Origin of the sequence: Kiloniella sp. (genome assembly GCF_048259265.1) — a bacterium.
Lineage (GTDB): Bacteria > Pseudomonadota > Alphaproteobacteria > Kiloniellales > Kiloniellaceae > Kiloniella.
Genome location: NZ_JBLXHT010000005.1, coordinates 139,211 through 161,818 on the forward strand (window position 1 = coordinate 139,211; position 22,608 = coordinate 161,818).

A 22,608-nucleotide genomic window follows, 5' to 3' on the forward strand; every position below is an offset into this window, starting at 1 on the left:
TCTGGTAAAGGGTAGGATGCAAAATTCTGCCCTTTCTTTTCTTATCAGAATTTTGTGACCACACGTTTTTCCCTTGTTTCTTGGGAACTCTTTCTCTCTATTATGGCGCGCAAAAGTATCGTGCAAAGAACGCGATTACAGCTTACGTCAATTAGGGGAAAAGAATGGCCGTTGATAAGGAACTGTACGAGTTCCATTTTGGCTCACTCAAGGGATGGGAAAACTTTGATGAAAAGTTGGATCAACCTATTGAAAACTGCTGTGTGATGGCGATGGATTTCTGTTCCTACAGTGCCTTTGTTCGTGAAACCAGCAACATTTCCCTCGCCCACAGAATGCTGAGTGCCTTTTGTGATGGCGCCCGGGACATCCTGATCGAAAGCGGTGCATTGGTTGATCGCGTACAGGGTGACGGCTTGCTTGCTGTGTGGGGCGTACACGAAGAAGTGGATGCCGCCAATGTTCTTAGCGTTGCAGCTAAAATACACAAACTCGCCAAAGAAACTGCCAAGATTTGGCAAGATTCTATTGATCGTGTGATCGAAACCCAGGGTGCGCGCATTGGCCTGTCTTATGGCCCCGTTACCCTTCTCTCACTTCCCTCGGCTTATCCCGGGTTCAGCCTGCTAAGCGAAATCGTCAATTTGGCTGCCCGGCTCGAAGCCCGTGCCGATCCCGGCACCGTTTTCATGACAAACCGCTTTGAAAACCTGCTTCCCTTTGCCTTACAAAAAAACTGTGCCAGCCTGTCAGATGAGGATGGGCAACGAGGCCTGAAGCTCAAAAACGTTGGCCGCGTTCAGGCATTTAAATGGGCACCACAAGAAAGTACAGAAGATGACACCAATATCTGAACAACAACTCTTCAACCAGATATGTTCTTAATCAAGGAACTCCAGCGCCTGATGGTTATATAACTCCAAAAGGAACTCCAGATAAGCTGGTTCAGCAAAGAGATCCGGATAGCTCTTTGAATTTACGACTTCCTCTTTCATGAAAAGCTGCACAAGCGGGAACATACGTTCATCTAACGTGAAGCTCTGGCTATCAAAACCAAGACAGAAACCCCCAGTTGCTGAAGCGGTAATTGCAAACTTTACATATTCCGGTTTAATCAGGCTGGCGCCTTCTTCTAATTCATTTTTAAATTCATCATCGTACAGCATTTCTTCGCGCTCATTATAGACGCCAAAATCTTCATGCGATGATTCAGTGAAGAATTCAACAAGCCACTGAGTAAAGTTCGTCGATGTTATCTGCCGTTCAAAACAAGCCTTGATATCTGCAACGGCCTTTTCGCTTAGGGTAAAACCGGACGATATTTCCGAGAGATCTTGACCGACATAACGTTGGTCAAGATCGTCAAATTCGGAAATATATTGCGCATACCCACTAAAAAGTTCGGATATCTTAGGACCGAGAAAGCCGACAGAATAGGTAAGAGCAGCTTCAAGCGTCGTGCCTTCATGCCCAAAACGAGGAGGAACATAAAGGACATCACCACTTGTCACTTCAACTTCGTCGCCTTCAAAACCACCAGCCAGAACCTTGAGATCAATACCCTCGATATAGATCTCATCATCAATGGCTTCTCGCCCTATTTTCCACCGCCTTTTGCCATCACCTTGAACTAGGAATACATGGTAGCTATCGATATGGGGGCCAACAGACCCACCTACAGCAGAGAAGCTAACCATGACATCGTCCATCAGCCAACGGGGTGCAAAATCAAAGCAAGAAAGGAGCGTAGAGGTATCAGGATGGAATTGTTCGACATTTTGGACCAAGAGGCTCCACTCTTTGTCGCCTGCAGTATCAAAGCTTGATTCATCAAAAGGACCGAATGCACAAGTCCAGTTTCTTTCTTCACCAGCCGTTTTGACCATACGCGATCTTGCCGTTTCTTCCATGGAAAGACCCGCAAGTTCATCCGGCTTGATCAATAGATCCAGTGTTGCATCCGGAATTGCCTTACGAACCAAGAACGGTTTTTGATTCCAATAGGTGCCATAGAAATCATAGGCGGTAGGCATTTGATCAAGAACAATAAGCGGGCTAGTCATCGCGACATCCTGAAAGACTAAAAGAGGGACAGATGTTATTGGGTCCTTATTACACCCTTCTCATGCGTATTAAAGCATCAATTATCTTCACGCCCCCCTTTTGCAAAGGACAAGAAAGACAAACAGATGAGCCAAGAAACAACAAAACGAGTTTATTTATAAAAAGGCAATCCTGATCAAGATTAACAAGAAGTCTGATTCTATTCTCTCGTTTGCAGGAGAAACTATGCCGATTAAAAAAGCTATTTCCTTTATAGAACAAAATCTTGATCAACAAATTACCTTTGGAGAAATAGCCCATGTTGCGGGCCTTTCACCCTATTATTTTGCTAGGTTATTTCGCTCTGCCACGGGGAAGACAACGATGGGATACCTCCGTCATCGTCGATTAACAGAGGCTGCAAAAATCCTTGAATCAAATCAGGATACATCTTTGATCCATCTCGCATTAGATTATGGTTTTGATAGTCAGGAAGCTTTTACACGTGCTTTCAAGAAATGCTTTGGCTTACCACCGGGTCAATATCGATCAAATGGATGTTCCATATCAGCCAAATATCAACTTTCACTCCTTCATTCCACGGCATCAATTACAAGGGGCACCCTTTTGGAGCCTGATATTATAAAAAAAGAAACCTTTTATATCATTGGTATCAGCGACGATTTTGGATCTGACACGGGCAAAAGCGTCCCGGATCTTTGGAAACAAGTCCGTTATCGTTATTCAGAAATCAATCATAGTAAAAATGGCCACGCATACGGTCTTTGCCTCAAAGGATCACCTGAGAGTTTTACCTATATGGCTGCACTCGAAGTTGACGATTTGAACTCTGTCCCGTCTGGAATGCAGGGCTTTGTTATTCAAGAAGCTGATTACGCGGTTTTTACCTTCGCGATTGACGATAAAACCCCTATCGAGGATCAGTTTTCAAAAGTGTATCAGACTATTTGGGGTAACTGGCTACCCAATTCAAACTATGAGTACGCAAACACCCCGGACTTTGAGCTCTATAATAATCGTTTTGATGGAAATACCGCGACAGGGCAAGTTGATATCTGGATACCTGTGATCAAGAAAGCTCTACCCGCTTAACATTACTTCGTGAGAGATTTGCCGATTAAGTGATCGCAAAAGATCTTCTTTGAACTGAAGAAATTCATTAATACGCGGAGAATTACTGCGCCAGGCTAAACCCACCTGTCTTTTGACAACACGTGTTTCAATCGGCCTGGCGCACACTTCTGGATCCTTGGTAATTTCGGATCGCGCATAAAGATTGGGGAAAAATGATATCCCCATTTCCATACCAACCATCTGTCGCAGAGTATCGAGACTGGTACCTTCGTAGTCATTCTGAAGATCAGCACCAAATTCCCGGCAAAGTTCCTGCACCTGTTCATACAATCGATGACCAGCACCGAGAGAAAGAACTGCTTCTCCTCTAAGGTCTTGCGGGGCAACGCTGTCGGCCATTGCCAAACGGTGGTTTTTTGGCAAACCTACCATAAGTGGCTCACTAAAAAGCACCTCTGTCCTCAAACCATCATCTTCTAACGGAAGCGCTGTCAAAATTAGATCATGATGACCTGTGCGAAGGGCTTGTTCCAACGATGATGACCTGTCTTCCCGAATATAGAGCTTCAAGTCAGGGTAATCCCGGTGAAGATCAGGCAAAACATACGGTAATAAATAAGGCCCCACAGTCGGCGCAACACCTAATCGCAATGTACCGCCCAACATTGATTTCGCAGTTTTAGCATGATCACAAAGATCATTAAGATCACGTAATAAAAACGTCGTCCGATTCAATATTTCTCGCCCAACAGGAGTCAATTCGACCCCGTGGCGTGTCCGATCAAGAAGAACCACCCCTAAACGATATTCCAGCTCTTTTACTTGGTCACTCAGTGTTGGCTGTGAAACATTCAATTGTTCCGCTGCCTTGCGAAAATGCAACGTTTCGGCAACCGCGCTAAAATATTCCAATTGTTTGATAGTAGGTTTTATCATCTTAATAGCTTGCTGATAGGTTTTATCTATTACACATTGACAATAAAACGATTACACTTATCAGGCAACAGCCCCCATTTTTTCTCGGGTACATGTGAAATTCGGCAATTCGGAGATTCCTGCAATGCCAAAAACAATGATCAAAGACTTCCTACAGCTGGAATCATCTGGGGGTATCATCCTTATGATCGCGGCCCTACTGGCGTTGGTCGCATCAAATTCTCCGCTAGCATCTATCTATACTAGTGCATTAGAGGTTCCCTTCACCATTGCCCTTGGCGACTTAGCGATTTCCAAAGCTATCTTGCTCTGGATTAACGACGGGATGATGGCAATTTTCTTCTTATTAATTGGTCTTGAACTCAAAAGAGAGATTCTGGAAGGCCAGTTATCATCCGCCGATCAAATCGTTTTACCAGCAATCGCGGCTGTTGGCGGGATGCTTATTCCAGCACTGGTTTTCTCTGGCGTTAACTGGGGTGTCGGATCAAATATGAACGGCTGGGCAATCCCAACAGCCACAGACATTGCTTTTGCCCTTGGTATTATGGCCCTTTTAGGCAACAGAGTTCCCTTGGCACTTAAAGTTCTTTTGACAGCCATTGCCATTTTTGATGACTTGGGTGCGATCATTATTATCGCCCTTTTCTATACGGCAGAACTATCCTTGATCTCCCTAGCTCTGGCAGCAGTAGCACTGATCGGCCTCCTCATCCTCAACAGATCCGGCGTCACCGCAAAAACCCCTTATATTCTTGTTGGGATCGTACTTTGGGTCTGTGTTTTGAAGTCTGGTGTTCATGCCACGCTAGCCGGTGTAGCACTTGGTTTTGCCATTCCTTTAAATGGAAAAACAAAAGACAGTGCCAGCCCACTTAAAAACCTGGAACACAACCTCCACCCGTGGGTTGCGTACATGATTTTGCCTGTTTTCGCCTTCGCCAACGCAGGAGTATCGCTTGTTGGTGTTACGATGGGAACGGTTCTTGCCCCCCTTACCCTTGGCATTGCGGGTGGCCTGTTTATCGGTAAACAGATCGGTGTCTTTGGCTTTATCTGGGTAGCCGTCAAATCAAAGATCTGTCGCCTGCCAGAAGGAACCAATTGGACTCAGATCTATGCTCTATCTCTCCTGACAGGAATTGGCTTTACCATGAGTTTGTTTATCGGTGGCCTCGCCTTTGATGATCCAGAAGTCGGAAGCCAAGTTAGAATTGGCGTCCTCAGCGGATCTATACTGTCAGCCTTGGCTGGTTATCTGCTACTGAAACTTTCGCCTGCACCTCAAGACAACGAGGCCACTAAGGTTCCTAAGTAACATTGAGAGATCGCGTAAAAAAGAGTCCGGTAATTCGGGCTCTTTTTGCTTTCCGAAAATTTAACCCATTGGCTGGATATGTCTTGCTGGTTTCTGAGGAAATGTCTAAGGTCAGAAACGGTCTCAACGGGGTGCCCTTTACGGGCTGAGATTTTCCAATAGTGGAATAGACCCGTGGAACCTGAACCGGTTAATACCGGCGGAGGGAATTGAAGACTGGATGCTGTTTGTGATTTTAAAGTTTCTGCCTGAATTAGGCTGAGTTTTTTTAATCAAAAACACATGGCTATTTCCAGATTTTTCAGGTCCTTGCCCGCCCCACTCATTTATGGAGCGTCGCATGATCCTGCGTACAACTATGGCTGCCGTCGCAGCAACAACACTCACCCTTGGTTTGAGCCTTAACGCACAAGCACAAGAACAGGACAAAAAAGTTCTGACCGTTTACACATATGATTCTTTTGCTGCTGACTGGGGCGCAGGCCCTAAGGTAGAAGAAGCTTTCGAAGCCAACTGTGGCTGCGATCTGAAATTTGTAGCGTTAGATTCCTCTGTCGGCATTCTCAGCCGTTTGAAGCTAGAGGGAGAAGACAGTACCGCAGATGTTGTCTTGGGTCTGGATACCAACTTGACCGCGGAGGCCGCTGCCACTGGCCTGTTTACAAAAAGCAACGTAGATCTATCCAACGTCAACCTCCCCATTGATTGGAAAGACGAACAGTTCATTCCTTTTGATTACGGTTATTTTGCCTTTGTTTATGACAGCGAAAAGCTGGCAGACCCACCTGCGAGCCTTGATAGTCTCATTAACGGAAATCCTGATCTGAAAATCATCATTCAGGATCCGCGCAGTTCAACACCGGGTCTTGGTCTGATGATGTGGCTTCAAAATGTATACGGCGATAAATCAGCAGACGCGTGGGAAACGCTTTCCCCAAAAATTGTGACTGTAACCAAGGGATGGAGTGAAGCCTATGGCCTCTTCCTTGATGGCGAAGCAGATATGGTGCTGAGCTATACAACATCCCCTGCATACCACATTATTGCCGAAGAAAAAAAGCAGTATAAAGCCGCTATTTTCTCTGAAGGTCACTACATTCAGGTCGAAGTTGCTGCTCAGTTGAAGACAGCAAAAGAACCAGAACTGGCACAGGAGTTTCTGAATTTCATTACCACTTCAGGTTTCCAGAACGAAATTCCCACCGGCAACTGGATGTATCCGGTTATCGACTTGGGCAAAGACCTTCCCGCTACATTTTCTCAGTTACCACGCCCAGATAAATCACTTCTTTTTTCCCCTGAAGAAGTGAAAAACAATCGGCAAATCTGGATTGATAACTGGCTAAATTCCATCAACCAGTAGATCGAATATAACTGATCGTGTTAATGCCCCGATATCAAGGCGACTCATAATGCAAAGGCCATTACAATCTGTGCAAAAATGGCTGATGTATTTGTGGCCCGGCTTATTAAGCCTCGGCTTTATCGCTTTGATATTGGGTTTTGCCTTTAACGGTCTTTTCTCTGAGATCAAGAACATAGACCTCACCCGTATATTCCAGAACAGCTATCTATACCGGGTGATCGGTTTTACCTTTTTTCAGGCCGCTCTCAGTACACTACTGGCAACGCTTGTTGCTATTCCCGTTGCCCGCGCTCTTGCCAGACGCCCAACCTTGCCCGGACGACAAATTTTCGTGCAACTTGCATCGCTCTCACTCATCATCCCCACTATTGTTGGTGTATTCGGTATTGTCGCCATACATGGTCGTAATGGATGGCTTAATCAGTTTCTTTCCCTATTTGATGTCAAAGCCGGAAATTATCTTTACGGTCTCACTGGAATTCTAATCGCCCACGTTTTCTTTAATGCCCCGCTTCTCTCGCGAATTTTCCTACAAAGTCTTGAAGCTTTGCCGCCGGAATACTGGCGAAACACAGCACAACTTGGCATGACCGGCAAAGATATTTTCCGACTTATTGAATGGCCTCTTCTCCGGCGTATTATTCCTGCATCTTGTGGTCTGGTCTTTCTGCTTTGTTTTACATCTTTTGCCGTTGTCCTTGCTCTTGGGGGTGGTCCTTCTACAAACACTCTGGAAGTTGCCATCTATCAGGCAATCCGCTTTGATTTTGATATTCCCAAAGCTGTCACTCTGTCTCTCGCCCAGTTGAGTCTCTGTTTTATCCTACTCATCATTGGCAGCAAGTTTGCCCGCCACATCACCCTTCAAAAGACAGAAGAGCGGTCTATCCAACGGCTTGATGCCCGTCATACCAGCGCCAAAATAACGGATAGTTTAGCACTTCTAGTGATGGTGTTTTTGGCTATCCCTCCCTTGCTTGCAACAATCTGGAAAGCCTTTTCTCCTCGCTTGATAGCAGTCATAACAGATGAAAAATTATGGATAGCTTCGTTCAACAGTCTGCTCATATCACTAACGGCTGGATGTATCGCACTCATACTTGCCGTAGGTATCGCGCTGATGCTGCGAAGCCTGCAATCGCCCTATCGTCTGGGCAGGCATAGCTTAGCATCTTCCTTTGCGACAATGACTGATTTATCCGGAAGTATTATTCTGCTCCTCCCGCCTTTTGTCCTGGCAACCGGATTATTTATTACCTTCAGAGCAGCTACCAGCCTAACAATATTGGCACCTTTTCTGGTGATCATTGTTAATGCCTTGATGACATTACCGTTTATTCTCAGAATTCTTGTTCCTGCCTTTGAAACCTCAGCACAGAAAAGCGATCATCTATGTGATAATCTGGATATCAACGGGTTAAATCGCATTCGTATTATTGACTGGCCACAGAACAGAAAAGCACTGGGACTCGCCTTGGGATTATCCGTTGCACTATCAACGGGTGATTTAAGTGTCATAGCCCTTTTTGGGACCCAGGATTTTACAACCTTGCCACTTTTAATGTTTCAGAAAATGGGTAGTTACCGATTGGATGATGCCGCAATTACAGCTCTGTTTCTTTGTCTGCAAAGCTTGATGCTCTTTATTTTTATAGAACGCATCATATCTGGAAAGGGTTTCTCCCTTTCGACATTAAGAACCAGCAGGAAGGCTATGCACTGTGCCTGATGATCAAAAAGCACCAGACCAAAAAGCACCAGACCAAAAAGCATCTGCCCCAAAAGCACGGGGTCAGAAAACAAATGGTCACGAATCATTCCAGGGATTGAGTATTGAGAAACTGTCCTATCAGCATCACGGCAGTGAAGAGGTTTTGGATTTTGATTTGAGGATAGAGCCCAATGAACTCGTCGCAATCCTTGGACCTTCAGGTGCCGGGAAATCAACTCTTCTGAGCTTAATTGCGGGTTTTGAAAACCCCGCTGCTGGCGCCATTAAATTTGAAGGTAAAGAGCTTACCCATCTTTCACCGTCAGAACGTCCAATCACAAGCCTCTTTCAAGAACACAATCTTTTTGCCCATTTGACGGCCGAAGAAAATATTGGTTTGGGTATTCATCCCGGCTTACGCCTGACAAATCAAAACAAAGACCTAATAACAAAAGCACTCAATGATGTTGATCTCAAAGGGTTGGAGAAACGTCTTCCTGCCGAATTATCAGGCGGCCAACGGCAACGCGTAGCGCTCGCAAGATGTTTGGTCAGGCGAAGACCGATTTTATTGCTAGATGAACCTTTCAGTGCTCTTGATCAGGATTTGCGTAAAGGAATGCTAAAACTGGTGAAGGATCTCCACAAGAATCACCACCTTTTAACACTGATGGTCACACATATAAAAGAAGATGCAGATGCCATTGCGGATCGGATTGTCCACCTTTCCTAATCAAAAATAAGCGACTGACTCAAACAGGCTCTGTTCACAAAACTTTGAAGCAAGCCCATACTACACCCCTGTCTTTGAACTGGTGCAAAATATTCAGCTGTTCTACACTTACGCCTGAACCCATCTTTGAAATAGCCGTAAAACCGGAATTCTCATGCTTAAAATTCAGACACTACTCGCCACAGTTACCCTTTTAACTGTTGGACTTTTTACATCTGCGCATGCCGCCGATGAATCACGCCTGAACAAAATTCTCAGTTCTGGAGAGTTAAGAGTTGGCACCACTGGGGACTGGAACCCCATGACTATCAAAAACACGACAACAGGTAACTACGAAGGTTTTGATATCGACGTTGTCACCGAGTTGGCCAAAGACATGGGCGTCAAACTGACCTTTGTTCCCACGGACTGGAAAACACTGATCAACGGTGTCGTTGCCAATAAGTACGACATGACAACATCTGCCTCTCTAAATCCAAAACGCATGGCCGTTGCTGGCTATACCGACAGCTATTACAACGTCGGAACCGTGCCGCTAACGCTGAAAAAGCATCTCGATAAATTCAATTCCTGGGATGACATAAACAAGACTGATGTGTCCGTAGCAACTACTCTTGGCACCGTGCAAGAGCAACAAGCCAAAGAGTATTTCCCGCTGGCCCAACTAAAGTCTGTTGAAGCCCCCGCACGCGATTTTCAGGAAGTTCTATCTGGTCGCGCTATGGTACACATTACCTCCAACGTTGAGGCGGCTACTCTCGTTCAAAAATATGAGCAAATGGCCATTGTACCTGTGAAAAAAGCACGTTCACCTACACCACTCGCAATGCTAATTTCCCAAGACGATCAAGTATGGATCAACTACCTCAACCATTGGATCCAGCTTAAAAAGACTCAAGGCTTTTTCAACAAGCTTGCCGTAAAATGGAAATTAGCTGAATAAACCAGTCTCCATATCTCTATGAAATAACGGGCTGTTCGCGGTTCGTTATTCTTGTCGTCGGTCCTAAGAAGTAAATTCGCCATGATTTTTTACGCTGTTCCAGTCAGCAACTTTTGCACTAAAGTTGAAATTGTTCTGACATTAAAAGGCCTTTCAGCCGAGGTTCGTCTGCCCCCGTCTGGTTATGGCTCGGCTGAGTACAAATCTATTGTTCCTGCAGGTACCGTTCCTGCCCTAGTTGATGGGGATTTTGTTCTAAGTGAATCAGACAGTATTTGTGAATATCTGGAAGAGGAATACCCGCAACAAACCTTGCTACCTCACACCATAGAAGACCGCGCTAAAGTGCGAATGTTGGCTCGGTTACATGACTTGAAGATTGAGCCGCTGATAAGGTCTCTTTTTAAACATATGGCGCCAACACAAAGAGACATCGAGTTTATCGAAACAACAAAATCTTCACTTTCCCAACAATTAGATCTTTTGATCCAGCTTGGCAGTTTTCACCCCTTCATAGCAGGAGAAGACATAAGCCTAGCTGATTGCGGATATGCGCCAAGCCTGTTACTTGCGCAGAAAATGTTCATTGAAAGCAGTGTAGATTTCACATTCCCAGACAAATTTATTACCTGGCAAAATGAATTGAATCAGCACAGCAAGGTTGGACCTGTCTTAACGAAATACGGCCTCGCTGTTGATCAGTGGATAGCTCTTAAAAGAACCCAGTAAATCACCCAATAAATCACACCGTTAACCGATACGCCCTGAATAAATTTACTTCTAAAGTTAGATTTAAAAAGTAAAAGGCAGAGTTGATTTCTCAACTCTGCCTTTTGTTCCAGGTACGTCTGATTTGGAGATCGAACGATTAACCCAGACTTTGACTCTACTATGAACTCGGAGTCCCCTGCAAATAAGCAAGATTACTAATGTACTTTCCCAAACAAATTCGGGAACAAACTCTGAGCCTAAAAATTAGTTAACTGAATCTTAAATCAAGAAAACGAATCGAGCAACTACATTCAACTCAATTCAGTCATGCAAAAATCACAAGCCTTTAAAGTTTAGATCTTTTTGCCTGCCAGCCTATACAGAAAAGGACCCCGAAAGCTCCTCTTTTACTTAGAACATGGCCTCAACAACACGGTCAGGCGGTGTATGCCCATCAACAAAAGTTTTGATGTTGATAATGACTTTTTCCCCCATATCCTGACGACCTTCAATGGTTGCCGACCCCATATGCGGTAACAGAACGACATTATCGCTGGCCTGTAGTTTCGGATTAACAGCAGGTTCTTGTTCAAAAACATCCAACCCTGCACCCGCGATGTCTCTTGATTTGATCAAACGAGCCAAAGCATTTTCATCAATGACCTCTCCGCGACTGGTGTTCACAATGATCGCACGGTCATTCAAAAGCTTAAGACGTCGGCTGGATAACAGGTGAAAAGTCGCAGGTGTATGCGGGCAGTTCACAGAAATAATATCCATGCGGGAAAGCATCTGATCCAAACTTTCCCAGTAGGTTGCTTCCAACTCGTTCTCAATATCCGGATGCACTTTGCGTCTGTTATGATAATGGATTGAGAGACCAAAACCCTTTGCACGGCGGGCAACAGCCTGACCAATACGCCCCATCCCGATGATGCCCAGACGTTTACCCCACATCCGATGCCCCAACATCCCTGTCGGGCTCCATCCATTCCATTCACCAGATTTGATTAATTTGACACCCTCGGTGATACGGCGAGAAACAGCCAGAATAAGGGCCATTGTCATATCGGCGGTATCTTCGGTCAAAACACCCGGTGTATTTGTGACAGTAATACCCCGCTGACGACAGGTTTTAAGATCAATATGATCCACGCCTGTTCCAAAAGAAGCGATCAGTCGCAGATTCGGTCCCGCTTGAGCAAGAACCCCTGCATCAACACGATCTGTAACTGTTGGCACCAGAACATCGGCCTCTTTAACAGCCGCAATCAACTCTTTTTGGGAGAACGGTTTGTCGTCAAGATTCAAACGACAATCAAACAGTTCCATCATCCGGGTTTCAATCGCATCCGGAAGCCGCCGTGTAACAATTACTAGGGGTTTTTTCTGTGTCATGTGCTTATGGGATCCCCGTCGCTGGTCCTTTACGACAAGCCGTTATTATTTGAGGGTTAACGGTCTTGTTTTATCTTCCCTAGTCTATGCTGCGAACAAGGTCTTTGCCAAGAGAGAGAAACAGTTGTTTCGATAAATTCTAGCCAGCACAGAATTAGGAAGGTAATCTCTCAAACACTTCGCGAGCTATTTAGATATAATTGAAATTTTAGCATGAAAAAAAGTTTGATGCGTCTGCCTTTTGCGGGGGACAAAAAATCGACGCTCCGGCTTTCCCGGCTTTCTCTGAGGCCAAGAATAATCGGCGCCATAGGAATTGTGGGAATGGTACTTTGTACCCAGTTCCTTACTCACAGCATCCGGGCAAAAACTCTTGGCACAGCCTCAGGAGATCAGGCGCAGAGAAAAATTGGGCCAAGTGGACTACCCCTTCCCCGATTTGTGAGCTTTCGATCCGGTAAAGTCAACATGCGCGCAGGTCCTGGTTCCCGGTATCCAATTCAATGGATTTATCAACGGCGGCGCCTACCAGTCGAAATCATTGATGAATTTGATACTTGGCGGCAAATCCGTGATTGGCAGGGAACAATAGGCTGGGTACACCAATCCATGCTTAAGGGTCAAAGAAGTATGATGGTTACGGGCGCTGTTCGAACTATTTACGATGACCCAGAAACAACTAGCCGACCCGTTGTACAGGCAGAAGCAGGTGTGATTGGTGAGCTAGAATCCTGTAATATTGACGACTGGTGCCAAGTAGAAATCAATGATATTTCAGGTTGGCTGCAACGGAACTCTCTTTATGGCTCATACCAAGGGGAGGTTTTTGATTAACTCAAAAACCAATGAAGTTACGCTCTAGATAATGTTATATTCTCGGCGTCATCAGTCTCTTGACGGTCAACAGGTTTTCTGCACGCGCTGAAACAGTCCGCACACCATAGTTTGTACATGAGTGATTAGCTGTTGAGAATGGAATCTAACATCAGGTGATTTAAAGCATGATCCGTTAAATGGATTTGCCTTTTTCATCAAGATCGACCACATGAACAACGACCTCTACCCTCGAAATAGCTTTACCTTCCGGAAGCTTGGGCAGATTTTTGAACTGGACTGTCTCTTTATCGATATCAATCAATTCACCAGTCTCTTCATAGAAGATATGATGATGGTCACTAATGTTAGTATCAAAGTAAGACCGCCCGGCTTCAACCAAAACTTCCCTAAGAAGCCCTGCATCATGAAACTGATGAAGCGTATTATATACTGTCGCTAAAGAGACGGACACCTTGGCGTCCATTGCTTCGACATGAAGTTGCTCAGCAGATATATGACGATCCCCGCGAGAGTACAATAACTTGGCCAGCGCTAGTCGTTGTCGTGTAGGCCGCAGGCCTGCACCTTTGAGGGTATCAATCAATTCTGTATAAGGGCGTATCTTTTCCATACCTTCAATATAAGGCAGTTTCAGCGCTATTAAAGGAAAAAATCCACAAAACTCGCTGATTTTCCTTTGCCAATAGCTATTTTTCACCACCTTTTCATCGTCGATAACCAGAATTACTTTCTAAAACTCGGCAAAAAAACTTTTTTACTCTATTGATTAAAAGGGCGAGAATTCAGACAATAATTATCAAATGTTTCAAATTGTTTCAGTTTTTGATTGATCTTTTCCTATAGAAACAGCACATGTCAGGGAAATAGATCGCTTCTCGTGACAAGGAATATAAAATTCCTTAATAAAACGAGCTGTTACAACTTGAAGAACATTGCCAGGACATGGTGTGCCTGTGCTATAGTCACGCCGGATTCGGCCGATTAGAGCTGATGTTCGGATAACAACATAAAAGACGGTGGATAAACCTTTGAGCGAACGCCAGAACAGCTACTCCTATGAAGAAATTCTATCTTGTGGACGTGGTGAACTCTTTGGTCCTGGAAATGCCCAGTTACCTTTACCTCCAATGCTGATGTTTGACCGCATAACAACCATTAACGACGATGGTGGTGAACACGGCAAAGGCCAGATAATTGCAGAATTCGACATTAAGCCTGATCTTTGGTTTTTTGGCTGTCATTTCGAAGGTGACCCGGTTATGCCTGGCTGCCTTGGCCTTGATGCCGTATGGCAAATGACTGGATTTTTCCTAGGATGGACTGGCGCTCTTGGTAGAGGTCGTGCACTTGGTGTTGGTGAAGTTAAGCTAAAAAGCATGATCACCCCATCTGTCAAAAAAGTGACCTATAAAGTTGATATGAAGCGAGTCATAAATCGCCGACTGGTTATGGGTGTCTCTGACGGCATCATCATGGCTGATGATGATGTTGCGTTCGAGATCAAAGATATGAAAGTTGGTTTGTTTCAATCTGACTCTTAAGCCAGTACATTAATTATTGCCGCCGTTATCAATTTAGGTTGGCTTGTAAAGAAGGGATACGACAGATGCGTCGCGTAGTCGTCACCGGACTTGGAATTGTTTCCAGCATTGGCAACAACAAAGAAGAAGTAATCGATTCTTTGAAAGAAGGTCGATCAGGTATTGAATATTGCGAAACCTATGCCGAGCTGGGCTTTCGCAGCCATATTCACGGATCCATCAATATCGATCTTGATTCTTTAGTAGACAGAAAGCTGCGTCGCTTCATGGGCGATGGTTCTGCCTATAACTATGTTGCGATGAAAGAGGCCATCGAAGACGCTGGTCTTGGAGATGATCTGGTATCTAACATCAGAACAGGTCTCGTTATGGGCTCTGGTGGTTCTTCTACATCCAATCAGGTAGCCGCGGCGGATATCACGCGTCAGAAAAGCCCAAAACGCGTCGGTCCCTATATGGTGCCACGATGCATGGGTTCAACAAACTCCGCAAATATGGGAACTGCCTTTAAAATCAAAGGCCACAGCTATTCCATTACCTCTGCGTGCTCTACATCAGCACACTGTGTGGGGAATGGCGCAGAGCTTATCCAGATGGGCAAACAAGACATCGTTTTTGCGGGTGGAGGAGAAGAACTTCATTGGACGCTCACGGTTCTTTTTGATGCTATGGGCGCCCTTTCCAGCAAATATAATGACGACCCAACCAAAGCATCTCGCGCATACGATTCTGACCGTGATGGCTTTGTCATATCCGGTGGTGCTGGTGTCGTCGTTCTTGAAGAATATGAACATGCCAAAGCACGTGGCGCAAAAATCTATGGTGAGCTTGCTGGCTATGGCGCAACATCTGATGGCGCTGATATGGTTGCGCCTTCTGGTGAAGGTGCTGTTCGTTGTATGAAACTTGCTCTTGCCGAAGCTGGCAATACCAAAGTTAACTACATCAACGCTCACGGCACTTCCACGCCAGTTGGGGATGGTACCGAGCTTAATGCAATCAAGGAAACCTTCGAGGGACAGGAAACGCCTTGGATTTCGTCAACAAAGTCCCTAACCGGCCACTCTCAGGGGGCGACCGGCGTTCAAGAAATTATTTACTCACTGCTTATGATGAACAACAATTTCCTGTGTGCATCTGCAAATATCGACAACCTCGATCCCGAAGCTCAAGGTATGCCAATTCTCCTTGAAAGAAGAGACAACGAGGAAATCGACTGCGTTATGTCCAACAGCTTTGGCTTTGGTGGCACAAACGCATCGGTAATCTTCAAACGCCTGAACGAGTAAGCCTGATAATAAAAACAGGACCTCGCAAAGAACAAAGCTTCGAATAGCAGTATTAGACGAAAGGTAGAAACGTGACGATGACAACGGCATTGATGGATGGAAAGCGCGGCTTAATTATGGGCGTCGCGAACAACCATTCCATCGCCTGGGGGATTGCTCAAGCGTTACATAACCAAGGGGCAGAACTCGCTTTCACCTACCAAGGTGACGCCTTTAAAAAGCGAGTTGAACCTCTGGCAGAATCATTGGGATCAGATCTGGTTCTTCCTTGTGATGTTGAGGACGGTGATGCATTGGAAAATGTTTTCGCAACCCTCAAGGAACAATGGGGAAGCCTGGACTTTGTTGTCCACGCAATTGCCTATTCTGACAAAGAAGAACTCAAAGGACGTTATGTAGATACAACACGGGAAAATTTCCGTAATACCATGTCTATATCCTGCTATTCTTTTACTGCTGTCGCACAAAAAGCGGCACCGTTCTTGAGCGAGAACAGTAGCCTGATTACCTTGACATATCTTGGGTCCGAACGCGTCACCCCTAACTATAACGTTATGGGTGTTGCGAAAGCTGCTCTGGAATCGTCTGTGCGGTATCTGGCAACAGATCTTGGCCCAACAGGAACACGCGTTAATGCAATTTCTGCAGGTCCAATGCGCACACTTGCAGGCTCTGCGATTGCAGATGCCAAGTATACCTATGGCTTTACACGTGATAACTCTCCGCTTGAGCGCAATGTGCTTTTGGAAGAGGTAGGAAACGCAGGTCTTTACCTTGCATCAGATCTTTCAGCAGGTGTGACTGGTGAAGTACACTTCGTTGATGCAGGTTTCAACGTCATCGCGATACCAAGTCCGAAAAAAGACTAAGGCCATTTTTATTTGGTCATGAGATTAAGGCTGCCTTTTGGCAGCCTTTTTTACGACCGACGCTAAGGTTTAAGGCATTTTGATATGTTCACGCTTTTTAGTCTTTTTACAGGTGCCTTTTTAGCCGCAACAATACTCCCCTTCTCTTCCGAAGTAATGCTAGCAACAGCTTTGCATTCCGGGGAACATCCAAAATGGCTTTTGGTGCTCATTGCAACAACAGGAAATACCCTCGGCGCTGTTGTGAACTGGTGGCTAGGTCTTTACCTTTTACATTGGTCAAATCGCAAGTGGTTTCCCTTTACAACACACCAATTAAACAAAGCCTCAAAATGGTTTCAAAAATACGGTACTATCTCTCTACTACTAGCTTGGGTTCCGGTAATAGGTGATCCCCTCACTTTTGCAGCAGGGGTTCTGAGGGTTCGATTTATCCTTTTTTTACCCCTTGTGTTTTTGGGGAAAGGGTTACGATATATCTTAATCGGATGGATGTTCTAAAGAACAGTTGATCGTAGGAGGTTCAGAAAATTAGTGCCCTTTTCCCATCCAAACTGCGATAGTCAACAATAACGTCTGATGTCTAAAGGGATAACAGCAATGATATCTGGTAGATTCCACGCTCTCTTGATCACTATGATTGTTATCCTTGCCGGATGCAGTGCCCAACAAAAGCAAACACCATCACAGGCAACAACATCATCATCAACAAATACATCCGAAAAAATACAACAGGATAACCCCGGCTTTTTGGTGGGCAAAAACTTTGCCTTGCTCGAAGCCCGTGAATATCCTTGGAGCACGCTTGGACGGCTTAATGTTGCGGGGCGTCATTTTTGCAATGGCACAATGGTTAGTTCGCGTAAACTTCTCGCCCCCGCATCCTGTCTCTACGATCTTATTGAAAACCGTTGGTTCCAACCGAAGGAAATGGTTTTTGTTGCAGGATATCAGCGAGATGATTCAACAATTTCATCGGTAGTTAAGAGCTATCAAATTTCTCAAGGCTTTACCCCTGCAAACAAAAGTTTGAAATCTTTGTTGAATAACTGGGCTTTGATCGAGTTAAACAACCCACTTGGCAATTATACCGGTTGGGCTGGCGTTACAAGCCAGACACACCCCAACGACTTAATCATCGAAGCTGGCTACCGTAGGGGATGGGAACACATACAGGCCTTGTTTCCCTTCTGTAATCAAAACACCGCCAGATCGACCTCGTGCCCCTCACGGAACGAAGGTCCACTCAATCGTTTTTCTATTACGGATCAAGGACTTGTTCTCGCACCAAGCAATGTCATCGCAGATCAAACCTATCAAAGCTGGAATCTTAGCCCGCACCCCGCTGCCCCGCAAAAATCACCCTATATTACTTCACAACCTCAAAACAGCGTGCAGCGTCTGTTAGTTGACCTTAAATACCTCGAAACAAATACATCCGATGTATCCAAAGCACTTTTGCAGGCACAGCAAGATTTGAACATTCCACCAACAGAAGAAGCTGACAGCACAACGTTGTATCACCTACTCAAGCGACTAAACGCTCTATACAACGGCAAGCCTGCTTCCTGATATTTCGATTAAGGTAGGTTATTGGGCAAACGGATGGGTTTTGACTCCTACCCCGCTGCCCTGTACACAGCAGCAAAATATATGGGCATCAACACGCCCCAATATTTTGGGTAATCCAGATCAGGCGAAAGATATTGAGAACCAATAGATACAGAAAGATCTGTGCATGAAGCTGATCCTTGCCCCCATGGAAGGTCTGGTCGATGCACAAATGCGCCAGATACTTACCACTATCGGGGGTATCGATCAGGGTGTGACAGAGTTTATCCGGGTCAATGACCTCGTTCTGCCCCCAAAATCCTTCTACAAAATTGCCCCAGAACTTAAAACCACAGGTAAGACCGCTGCTGGGACCCCAATTTCAATTCAGCTACTTGGCTCGAACCCTGATGTTATGGGCGAGAACGCCCAACTCGCGGTGAAACTTGGTGCCCCGGCAATCGACCTCAATTTTGGCTGTCCCTCCAAACGCGTTAACTCAAACAAAGGCGGTTCTGTCCTGCTCAAAGAACCCAACATTGTTTATGATGTCGTGAAAGCGGTCCGAACTGCTGTTCCGGATACCATTCCGGTCACCGCGAAGATGCGGTTGGGATACGAAGATAAGTCACAAGCCCTGGAAAATGCGCATGCCATCGAAGAAGGCGGCGCCTCAGAAGTCTGTGTGCATGCCCGAACAAAGGTAGAAGGCTATCGCCCCCCGGCCCATTGGGAATGGATTGCCCGTATCCGGGAAGCCGTTGATATCAACGTGGTCGCAAACGGCGATGTTTGCACAGTGAATGACTATAAACGCTGTCGCGAGATCAGTGGCTGCACCGATGTCATGATTGGACGTGGTCTTATTGCCAAACCGGATCTTGCCCGCCTGATCCAATATGATAACCGATCTGATAGGGATGATACCCCTCAGAATGCTCCAGTCCTGCCTTGGCAAGAATTCTTACCCGTTTTACGTGGGTTTTACAGGGAAATGTGGTTGGAAGTACCAGATAAACACGGCCCCGGGCGCCTCAAGCAATGGTTAAACTTTCTGAAACTGCAATACCCAGAAGCTCAAGACCTCTTTACGCAAATCCGCGGGATCAAAGACCCTGAAGTTATCGATCGTATGCTGCTACCCGATGCTTTTCAGGAAGCAAGTTAAAGGCTAGCGATCTCATCCACCCGCAATTTAATGCGGAATTTTACTAAACAGTTTCTTAAGTTGATTGTTCCAAGTTTTCATCTGATTTCTGTCTGGAATCATATATCATCAATCCGATTACCATCAAAATAGCCGGAATTCCCATACCTGCCGCATAAAGGAAAAAGGTTGTATAATCTGTATGATCAATGATTACCCCGGAAAATCCTGAAATAAATTTACCAGGAAGAGTCATAAACGAGCTAAATAATGCATATTGTGTCGCCGTATAACTCTTATTAACAAGGCTGGACAAATAGGCAATAAACACAGCACTGGCAACACCATTAGAAAAGTTATCCGCTGTAATTGTCAATGTAAGGAAATCAAGGGAATAGCCAACCTGTGCAAGGATCGCAAAAAGAACATTTGTTAGACAAACCAATATCGCCCCAAGAAGCAGAACAGGTAAAAGCCCGAACCGCATAAGTAACATACCACCGACATAGCCGCCAAAGATTGTCATAATCAGACCAAACACTTTGGATATGCTGGCAATTTCAGACTTCGAAAACCCAAGATCGATGTAAAGAGGGTTTGCCATATTCCCCATGATAATATCACTGATCTTATAGGCACCAATAAATGCCAGAATAAATCCGCCAATCCAGCCATTTCGCTTGAAGAAATCCACAAAGGGATTCAACACCATTGTTTGCGCTTGATCTATATAGCTATTTGATTTGTCAAAAGGCTTGATCCCCTCAGGCGCTTCTTCCCTATCCGGTTCCTTGATAACAAATACGGTAATAATACCGACCCCCATCAATAGGGCCATGACCTGATAACTTAATATCCAAGAATAAAAATCAGCCAAATATAATGACCCTGCACCAGCCACGAGCATAGCAATGCGGTAACCCATGACATAATTAGCAGACATAGCCCCTTGGTACTCTGTATCCATTGCTTCGATGCGATAGGCATCAAGCCCGATATCCTGTGTCGCCGAGGAAAAAGCAACAACAACGGAAAAAGCGGCCATTTGTGCAAGGTTTGCAGTTGGATCGGTAAAAGCCATACCAATCAAACCAACAATAATACCAAATTGCCCCAAGAGCATCCAAGAGCGGCGCTTTCCCAAACGCCATAAAAAGGGAATATCAATGTGATCGACCAAAGGTGCCCAGAGAACTTTGATTGAAAAAGCCAGACCGACCCAAGCAAAAAATCCGATCTCGGTACGGGAAACACCCACGTCTCTAAGCCATGTATTTAGCGTAGAAAAGATTAACAGCAAAGGCAGGCCAGCAGAAAAGCCAAGAAACAACATACCTATGACCCGTGGCTGACGATAAACCATCAGAGATTCTAGCCAGTTATAGCTACTTTTTCTCTTGCTAGTACCGTCTGTCATATACCTGCTTTCCCTGTATCAATTGGCCCAAAGGCCTTCATTACTTATATAGTTAACTGTCAGCTTTTGGATCATAAGTCACGGATCAAAGATTGTCTGTGGGTTATTTTTAAATTGCCCACAATTTTCTCTACTCAAAGTGCTTTGTTATCTCTAGACTTTTTATCCAATCATTAATCCAACGAGATGACGAACTCATAAACACCCTCTTCAATAGGATGTCTCTTACATGACAAACAACACCACTTCATCCATACAAAAGTTTGCCGCCCCTGCTGGCGGTATTCTTAACACTGAAATGAAGCAATTTTTTGATGATAATGGTGTGTTGGTTCTGGAAGACTTTGTATCCAAAGCCGCCTGTCAAAAGCTGATGACACAGGCGGGGAGCATTGTAGATGCATTTGATCCCGATGAATTTCGGGCTGTCTTTTCGACAACTAATAAAAGCCACGAGGGCAATGACTATTTCGAAAAATCAGGGGATAAAATTCGCTGCTTCTTCGAAGAAGGTGCCTTTGATGCCGAAGGTAAGTTGAAACAAGATAAGGCCCTTTCTATCAACAAGATCGGACATGCCCAACACGATCTTGATCCCGTATTTTCAGCATTTTCCCGCAACCCTGATCTTGCACAGGTTGCCAAGGATCTAGGCATGGCACAGCCCTTGTTAAGCCAATCTATGTATATTTTCAAGCAACCCCGTATCGGCGGCGAGGTGATTTGCCACCAGGATTCAACCTTTCTCTATACTGAACCCCATTCCTGTATCGGCATGTGGTTTGCCATGGAAGATGCCACCCTCGAGAACGGCTGCATGTGGGGCCTGCCTAGACATCATAAATCCCCCTTGAAAAAGCGCCATTATCGCAATGCCGATGGAAAGCTCATTACCGAAAAGCTAAACGATGCAGCGTGGCCCGAAGAAGACCGCGTCCCGCTAGAAGTCAAACAGGGGTCATTGATTGTTCTCCACGGACAGCTTCCACATCTAAGCGGGACAAATACGTCGGATAAATCCAGACAGGCCTACACGCTACATCTTATCGACGGTGCTTGTGACTACCCCGATACAAACTGGCTGAGTAGAAGTTCAGATATGCCCTTCAGAGGATTTGAGATTGACGGGTGAAAGTACAACGAAAAGACCCTGCTATGAAGAGGTTCTAAAAAGTTTAGGTATATCGGAACTTCTCGTGGGTGTTGATTACGAGAGTATTGGCACACCGCCTCTGGGTATCGATACTGCAGACAGCGATATTGATATTGCCTGTTTCAGTTCTGCTCCGGATGCAGTGGCGCAGAGATTATCAACAGCGCTAGCCAACCATACTGATCTATCTCAAATAACGCTTTCTTTTCCCTCATACAAAACAGAGCTTGTATCTTTCAACTTTATGGAATGGCCCATTGAATTTTTTATTCAAAACAGACCCTTAAACGAACAATTTGGTGTCCGCCATTTTCTTTTGGAAAAACGGTTACTAGCCCTTTTCGGCACTCGCTTTACGCAACGAGTGATCGAACTCAAGCAGCAGGGTGTAAAAACTGAACCTGCTTTTGCCAAACTTCTTGGTATTACCGGCGACCCCTATCTCAATCTTTTAAGTCTGGAAAACCTGCCAGATCAAAAAATCAGACGTCTATTTCCCCCAAGTTTATGATAAGTCACAGCTTCCTGTTGTCTCTACCTTAGGGATAAC

At 45.2% G+C, this 22,608-nt stretch carries 22 protein-coding genes and 1 riboswitch; of the genes, 17 read left to right on the forward strand and 5 right to left on the reverse strand.

The annotated features are described in order from the left end of the window. Positions 1–164 precede the first annotated feature (164 nt). The gene (locus tag ACN0QW_RS10240) at positions 165–854 is read left to right on the forward strand and encodes an adenylate/guanylate cyclase domain-containing protein (protein WP_417431172.1); all 690 of its coding nucleotides are present in this window, start codon (positions 165–167) and stop codon (positions 852–854) included. 27 nt (positions 855–881) lie between these two features. On the opposite strand, the gene ACN0QW_RS10245 is transcribed toward ACN0QW_RS10240, so the two are convergent. Next, positions 882–2,063: a cupin domain-containing protein gene (locus tag ACN0QW_RS10245; RefSeq protein WP_417431174.1), complete on the reverse strand. Its 1,182-nt coding sequence runs from the start codon at positions 2,061–2,063 to the stop codon at positions 882–884. 226 nt (positions 2,064–2,289) lie between these two features. Between ACN0QW_RS10245 and ACN0QW_RS10250 the strand changes: the two genes are divergently transcribed. Further along, the gene (locus ACN0QW_RS10250; RefSeq protein ID WP_417431176.1) at positions 2,290–3,156 is read left to right on the forward strand and encodes an AraC family transcriptional regulator; all 867 of its coding nucleotides are present in this window, start codon (positions 2,290–2,292) and stop codon (positions 3,154–3,156) included. Here the strand turns inward: ACN0QW_RS10250 and ACN0QW_RS10255 are convergent. Further along, complete coding sequence (locus ACN0QW_RS10255; RefSeq protein ID WP_417431178.1) at positions 3,145–4,074, reverse strand: hydrogen peroxide-inducible genes activator; 930 nt, start codon at positions 4,072–4,074, stop codon at positions 3,145–3,147. The two genes, ACN0QW_RS10250 and ACN0QW_RS10255, sit on opposite strands and share 12 nt — an antisense overlap. A 124-nt stretch (positions 4,075–4,198) precedes the next feature. Here ACN0QW_RS10255 and nhaA point away from each other — a divergent pair, with 124 nt between their 5' ends. The 6 genes from nhaA (at position 4,199) to ACN0QW_RS10285 (ending at position 10,874) form a co-directional block, all read left to right on the forward strand. After that, a complete protein-coding gene (nhaA, locus tag ACN0QW_RS10260; protein WP_417431180.1) occupies positions 4,199–5,392 on the forward strand; it encodes a Na+/H+ antiporter NhaA in 1,194 nt (397 codons plus the stop codon). Between the two features lie 117 nt (positions 5,393–5,509). Then, a riboswitch (TPP riboswitch) is annotated at positions 5,510–5,618 on the forward strand. 114 nt (positions 5,619–5,732) lie between these two features. Beyond that, complete coding sequence (thiB, locus tag ACN0QW_RS10265; protein ID WP_417431182.1) at positions 5,733–6,755, forward strand: thiamine ABC transporter substrate binding subunit; 1,023 nt, start codon at positions 5,733–5,735, stop codon at positions 6,753–6,755. Between the two features lie 49 nt (positions 6,756–6,804). After that, positions 6,805–8,487: a thiamine/thiamine pyrophosphate ABC transporter permease gene (gene thiP, locus ACN0QW_RS10270; protein WP_417431184.1), complete on the forward strand. Its 1,683-nt coding sequence runs from the start codon at positions 6,805–6,807 to the stop codon at positions 8,485–8,487. Further along, entirely contained in the window at positions 8,480–9,202 is a 723-nt protein-coding gene (thiQ, locus tag ACN0QW_RS10275; RefSeq protein WP_417431186.1) for a thiamine ABC transporter ATP-binding protein, read from the forward strand. Before thiP ends, thiQ begins: the two co-directional genes overlap by 8 nt. A gap of 154 nt (positions 9,203–9,356) precedes the next feature. Beyond that, positions 9,357–10,145: a transporter substrate-binding domain-containing protein gene (locus ACN0QW_RS10280; RefSeq protein WP_417431188.1), complete on the forward strand. Its 789-nt coding sequence runs from the start codon at positions 9,357–9,359 to the stop codon at positions 10,143–10,145. Positions 10,146–10,226: 81 nt separating this feature from the next. Continuing rightward, positions 10,227–10,874, forward strand: coding sequence for a glutathione S-transferase family protein (locus ACN0QW_RS10285; RefSeq protein ID WP_299379063.1), 648 nt, complete (start codon positions 10,227–10,229; stop codon positions 10,872–10,874). A 393-nt stretch (positions 10,875–11,267) separates the two neighbouring features. Here ACN0QW_RS10285 and ACN0QW_RS10290 read toward each other — a convergent pair whose 3' ends face one another. Then, positions 11,268–12,254, reverse strand: coding sequence for a 2-hydroxyacid dehydrogenase (locus ACN0QW_RS10290; RefSeq protein WP_299379065.1), 987 nt, complete (start codon positions 12,252–12,254; stop codon positions 11,268–11,270). A gap of 213 nt (positions 12,255–12,467) precedes the next feature. On the opposite strand from ACN0QW_RS10290, the gene ACN0QW_RS10295 reads away from it, so the two are divergent. Beyond that, positions 12,468–13,088, forward strand: a complete 621-nt coding sequence (locus tag ACN0QW_RS10295) for an SH3 domain-containing protein (RefSeq protein WP_417431191.1) — start codon at positions 12,468–12,470, stop codon at positions 13,086–13,088. A 175-nt stretch (positions 13,089–13,263) separates the two neighbouring features. On the opposite strand, the gene irrA is transcribed toward ACN0QW_RS10295, so the two are convergent. After that, on the reverse strand, positions 13,264–13,701 hold the full coding sequence (gene irrA / locus ACN0QW_RS10300) for an iron response transcriptional regulator IrrA (protein ID WP_299379069.1): 438 nt from the start codon (positions 13,699–13,701) through the stop codon (positions 13,264–13,266). A 418-nt stretch (positions 13,702–14,119) separates the two neighbouring features. Here irrA and fabA point away from each other — a divergent pair, with 418 nt between their 5' ends. The 6 genes from fabA to ACN0QW_RS10330 all read left to right on the forward strand — a co-directional run bounded on the left by fabA (position 14,120) and on the right by ACN0QW_RS10330 (position 19,509). After that, a complete protein-coding gene (fabA, locus tag ACN0QW_RS10305; protein WP_299379071.1) occupies positions 14,120–14,632 on the forward strand; it encodes a bifunctional 3-hydroxydecanoyl-ACP dehydratase/trans-2-decenoyl-ACP isomerase in 513 nt (170 codons plus the stop codon). A 65-nt stretch (positions 14,633–14,697) separates the two neighbouring features. Continuing rightward, the gene (gene fabB / locus ACN0QW_RS10310; protein ID WP_417431194.1) at positions 14,698–15,921 is read left to right on the forward strand and encodes a beta-ketoacyl-ACP synthase I; all 1,224 of its coding nucleotides are present in this window, start codon (positions 14,698–14,700) and stop codon (positions 15,919–15,921) included. 92 nt (positions 15,922–16,013) lie between these two features. Next, positions 16,014–16,790 carry an enoyl-ACP reductase FabI gene (locus ACN0QW_RS10315; protein WP_299379087.1) on the forward strand — a complete coding sequence of 259 codons (777 nt, stop codon included), beginning with the start codon at positions 16,014–16,016 and terminating at the stop codon, positions 16,788–16,790. 84 nt (positions 16,791–16,874) lie between these two features. Beyond that, positions 16,875–17,291, forward strand: coding sequence for a YqaA family protein (locus ACN0QW_RS10320; RefSeq protein ID WP_417431196.1), 417 nt, complete (start codon positions 16,875–16,877; stop codon positions 17,289–17,291). Between the two features lie 99 nt (positions 17,292–17,390). After that, on the forward strand, positions 17,391–18,362 hold the full coding sequence (locus ACN0QW_RS10325) for a trypsin-like serine peptidase (RefSeq protein ID WP_417431198.1): 972 nt from the start codon (positions 17,391–17,393) through the stop codon (positions 18,360–18,362). A gap of 166 nt (positions 18,363–18,528) precedes the next feature. After that, positions 18,529–19,509: a tRNA dihydrouridine synthase gene (locus ACN0QW_RS10330; protein ID WP_417431200.1), complete on the forward strand. Its 981-nt coding sequence runs from the start codon at positions 18,529–18,531 to the stop codon at positions 19,507–19,509. Positions 19,510–19,564: 55 nt separating this feature from the next. Here ACN0QW_RS10330 and ACN0QW_RS10335 read toward each other — a convergent pair whose 3' ends face one another. Next, positions 19,565–20,905 carry an AmpG family muropeptide MFS transporter gene (locus tag ACN0QW_RS10335; protein WP_417431202.1) on the reverse strand — a complete coding sequence of 447 codons (1,341 nt, stop codon included), beginning with the start codon at positions 20,903–20,905 and terminating at the stop codon, positions 19,565–19,567. A 229-nt stretch (positions 20,906–21,134) separates the two neighbouring features. Here ACN0QW_RS10335 and ACN0QW_RS10340 point away from each other — a divergent pair, with 229 nt between their 5' ends. Together ACN0QW_RS10340 and ACN0QW_RS10345 are read left to right on the forward strand one after the other, a co-directional pair. After that, on the forward strand, positions 21,135–22,037 hold the full coding sequence (locus ACN0QW_RS10340; protein WP_417431204.1) for a phytanoyl-CoA dioxygenase family protein: 903 nt from the start codon (positions 21,135–21,137) through the stop codon (positions 22,035–22,037). Further along, positions 22,027–22,569, forward strand: coding sequence for a DUF4269 domain-containing protein (locus tag ACN0QW_RS10345; RefSeq protein WP_417431206.1), 543 nt, complete (start codon positions 22,027–22,029; stop codon positions 22,567–22,569). The genes ACN0QW_RS10340 and ACN0QW_RS10345 overlap by 11 nt, the downstream gene beginning before the upstream one ends. The last annotated feature ends 39 nt before the right edge of the window (positions 22,570–22,608 follow it).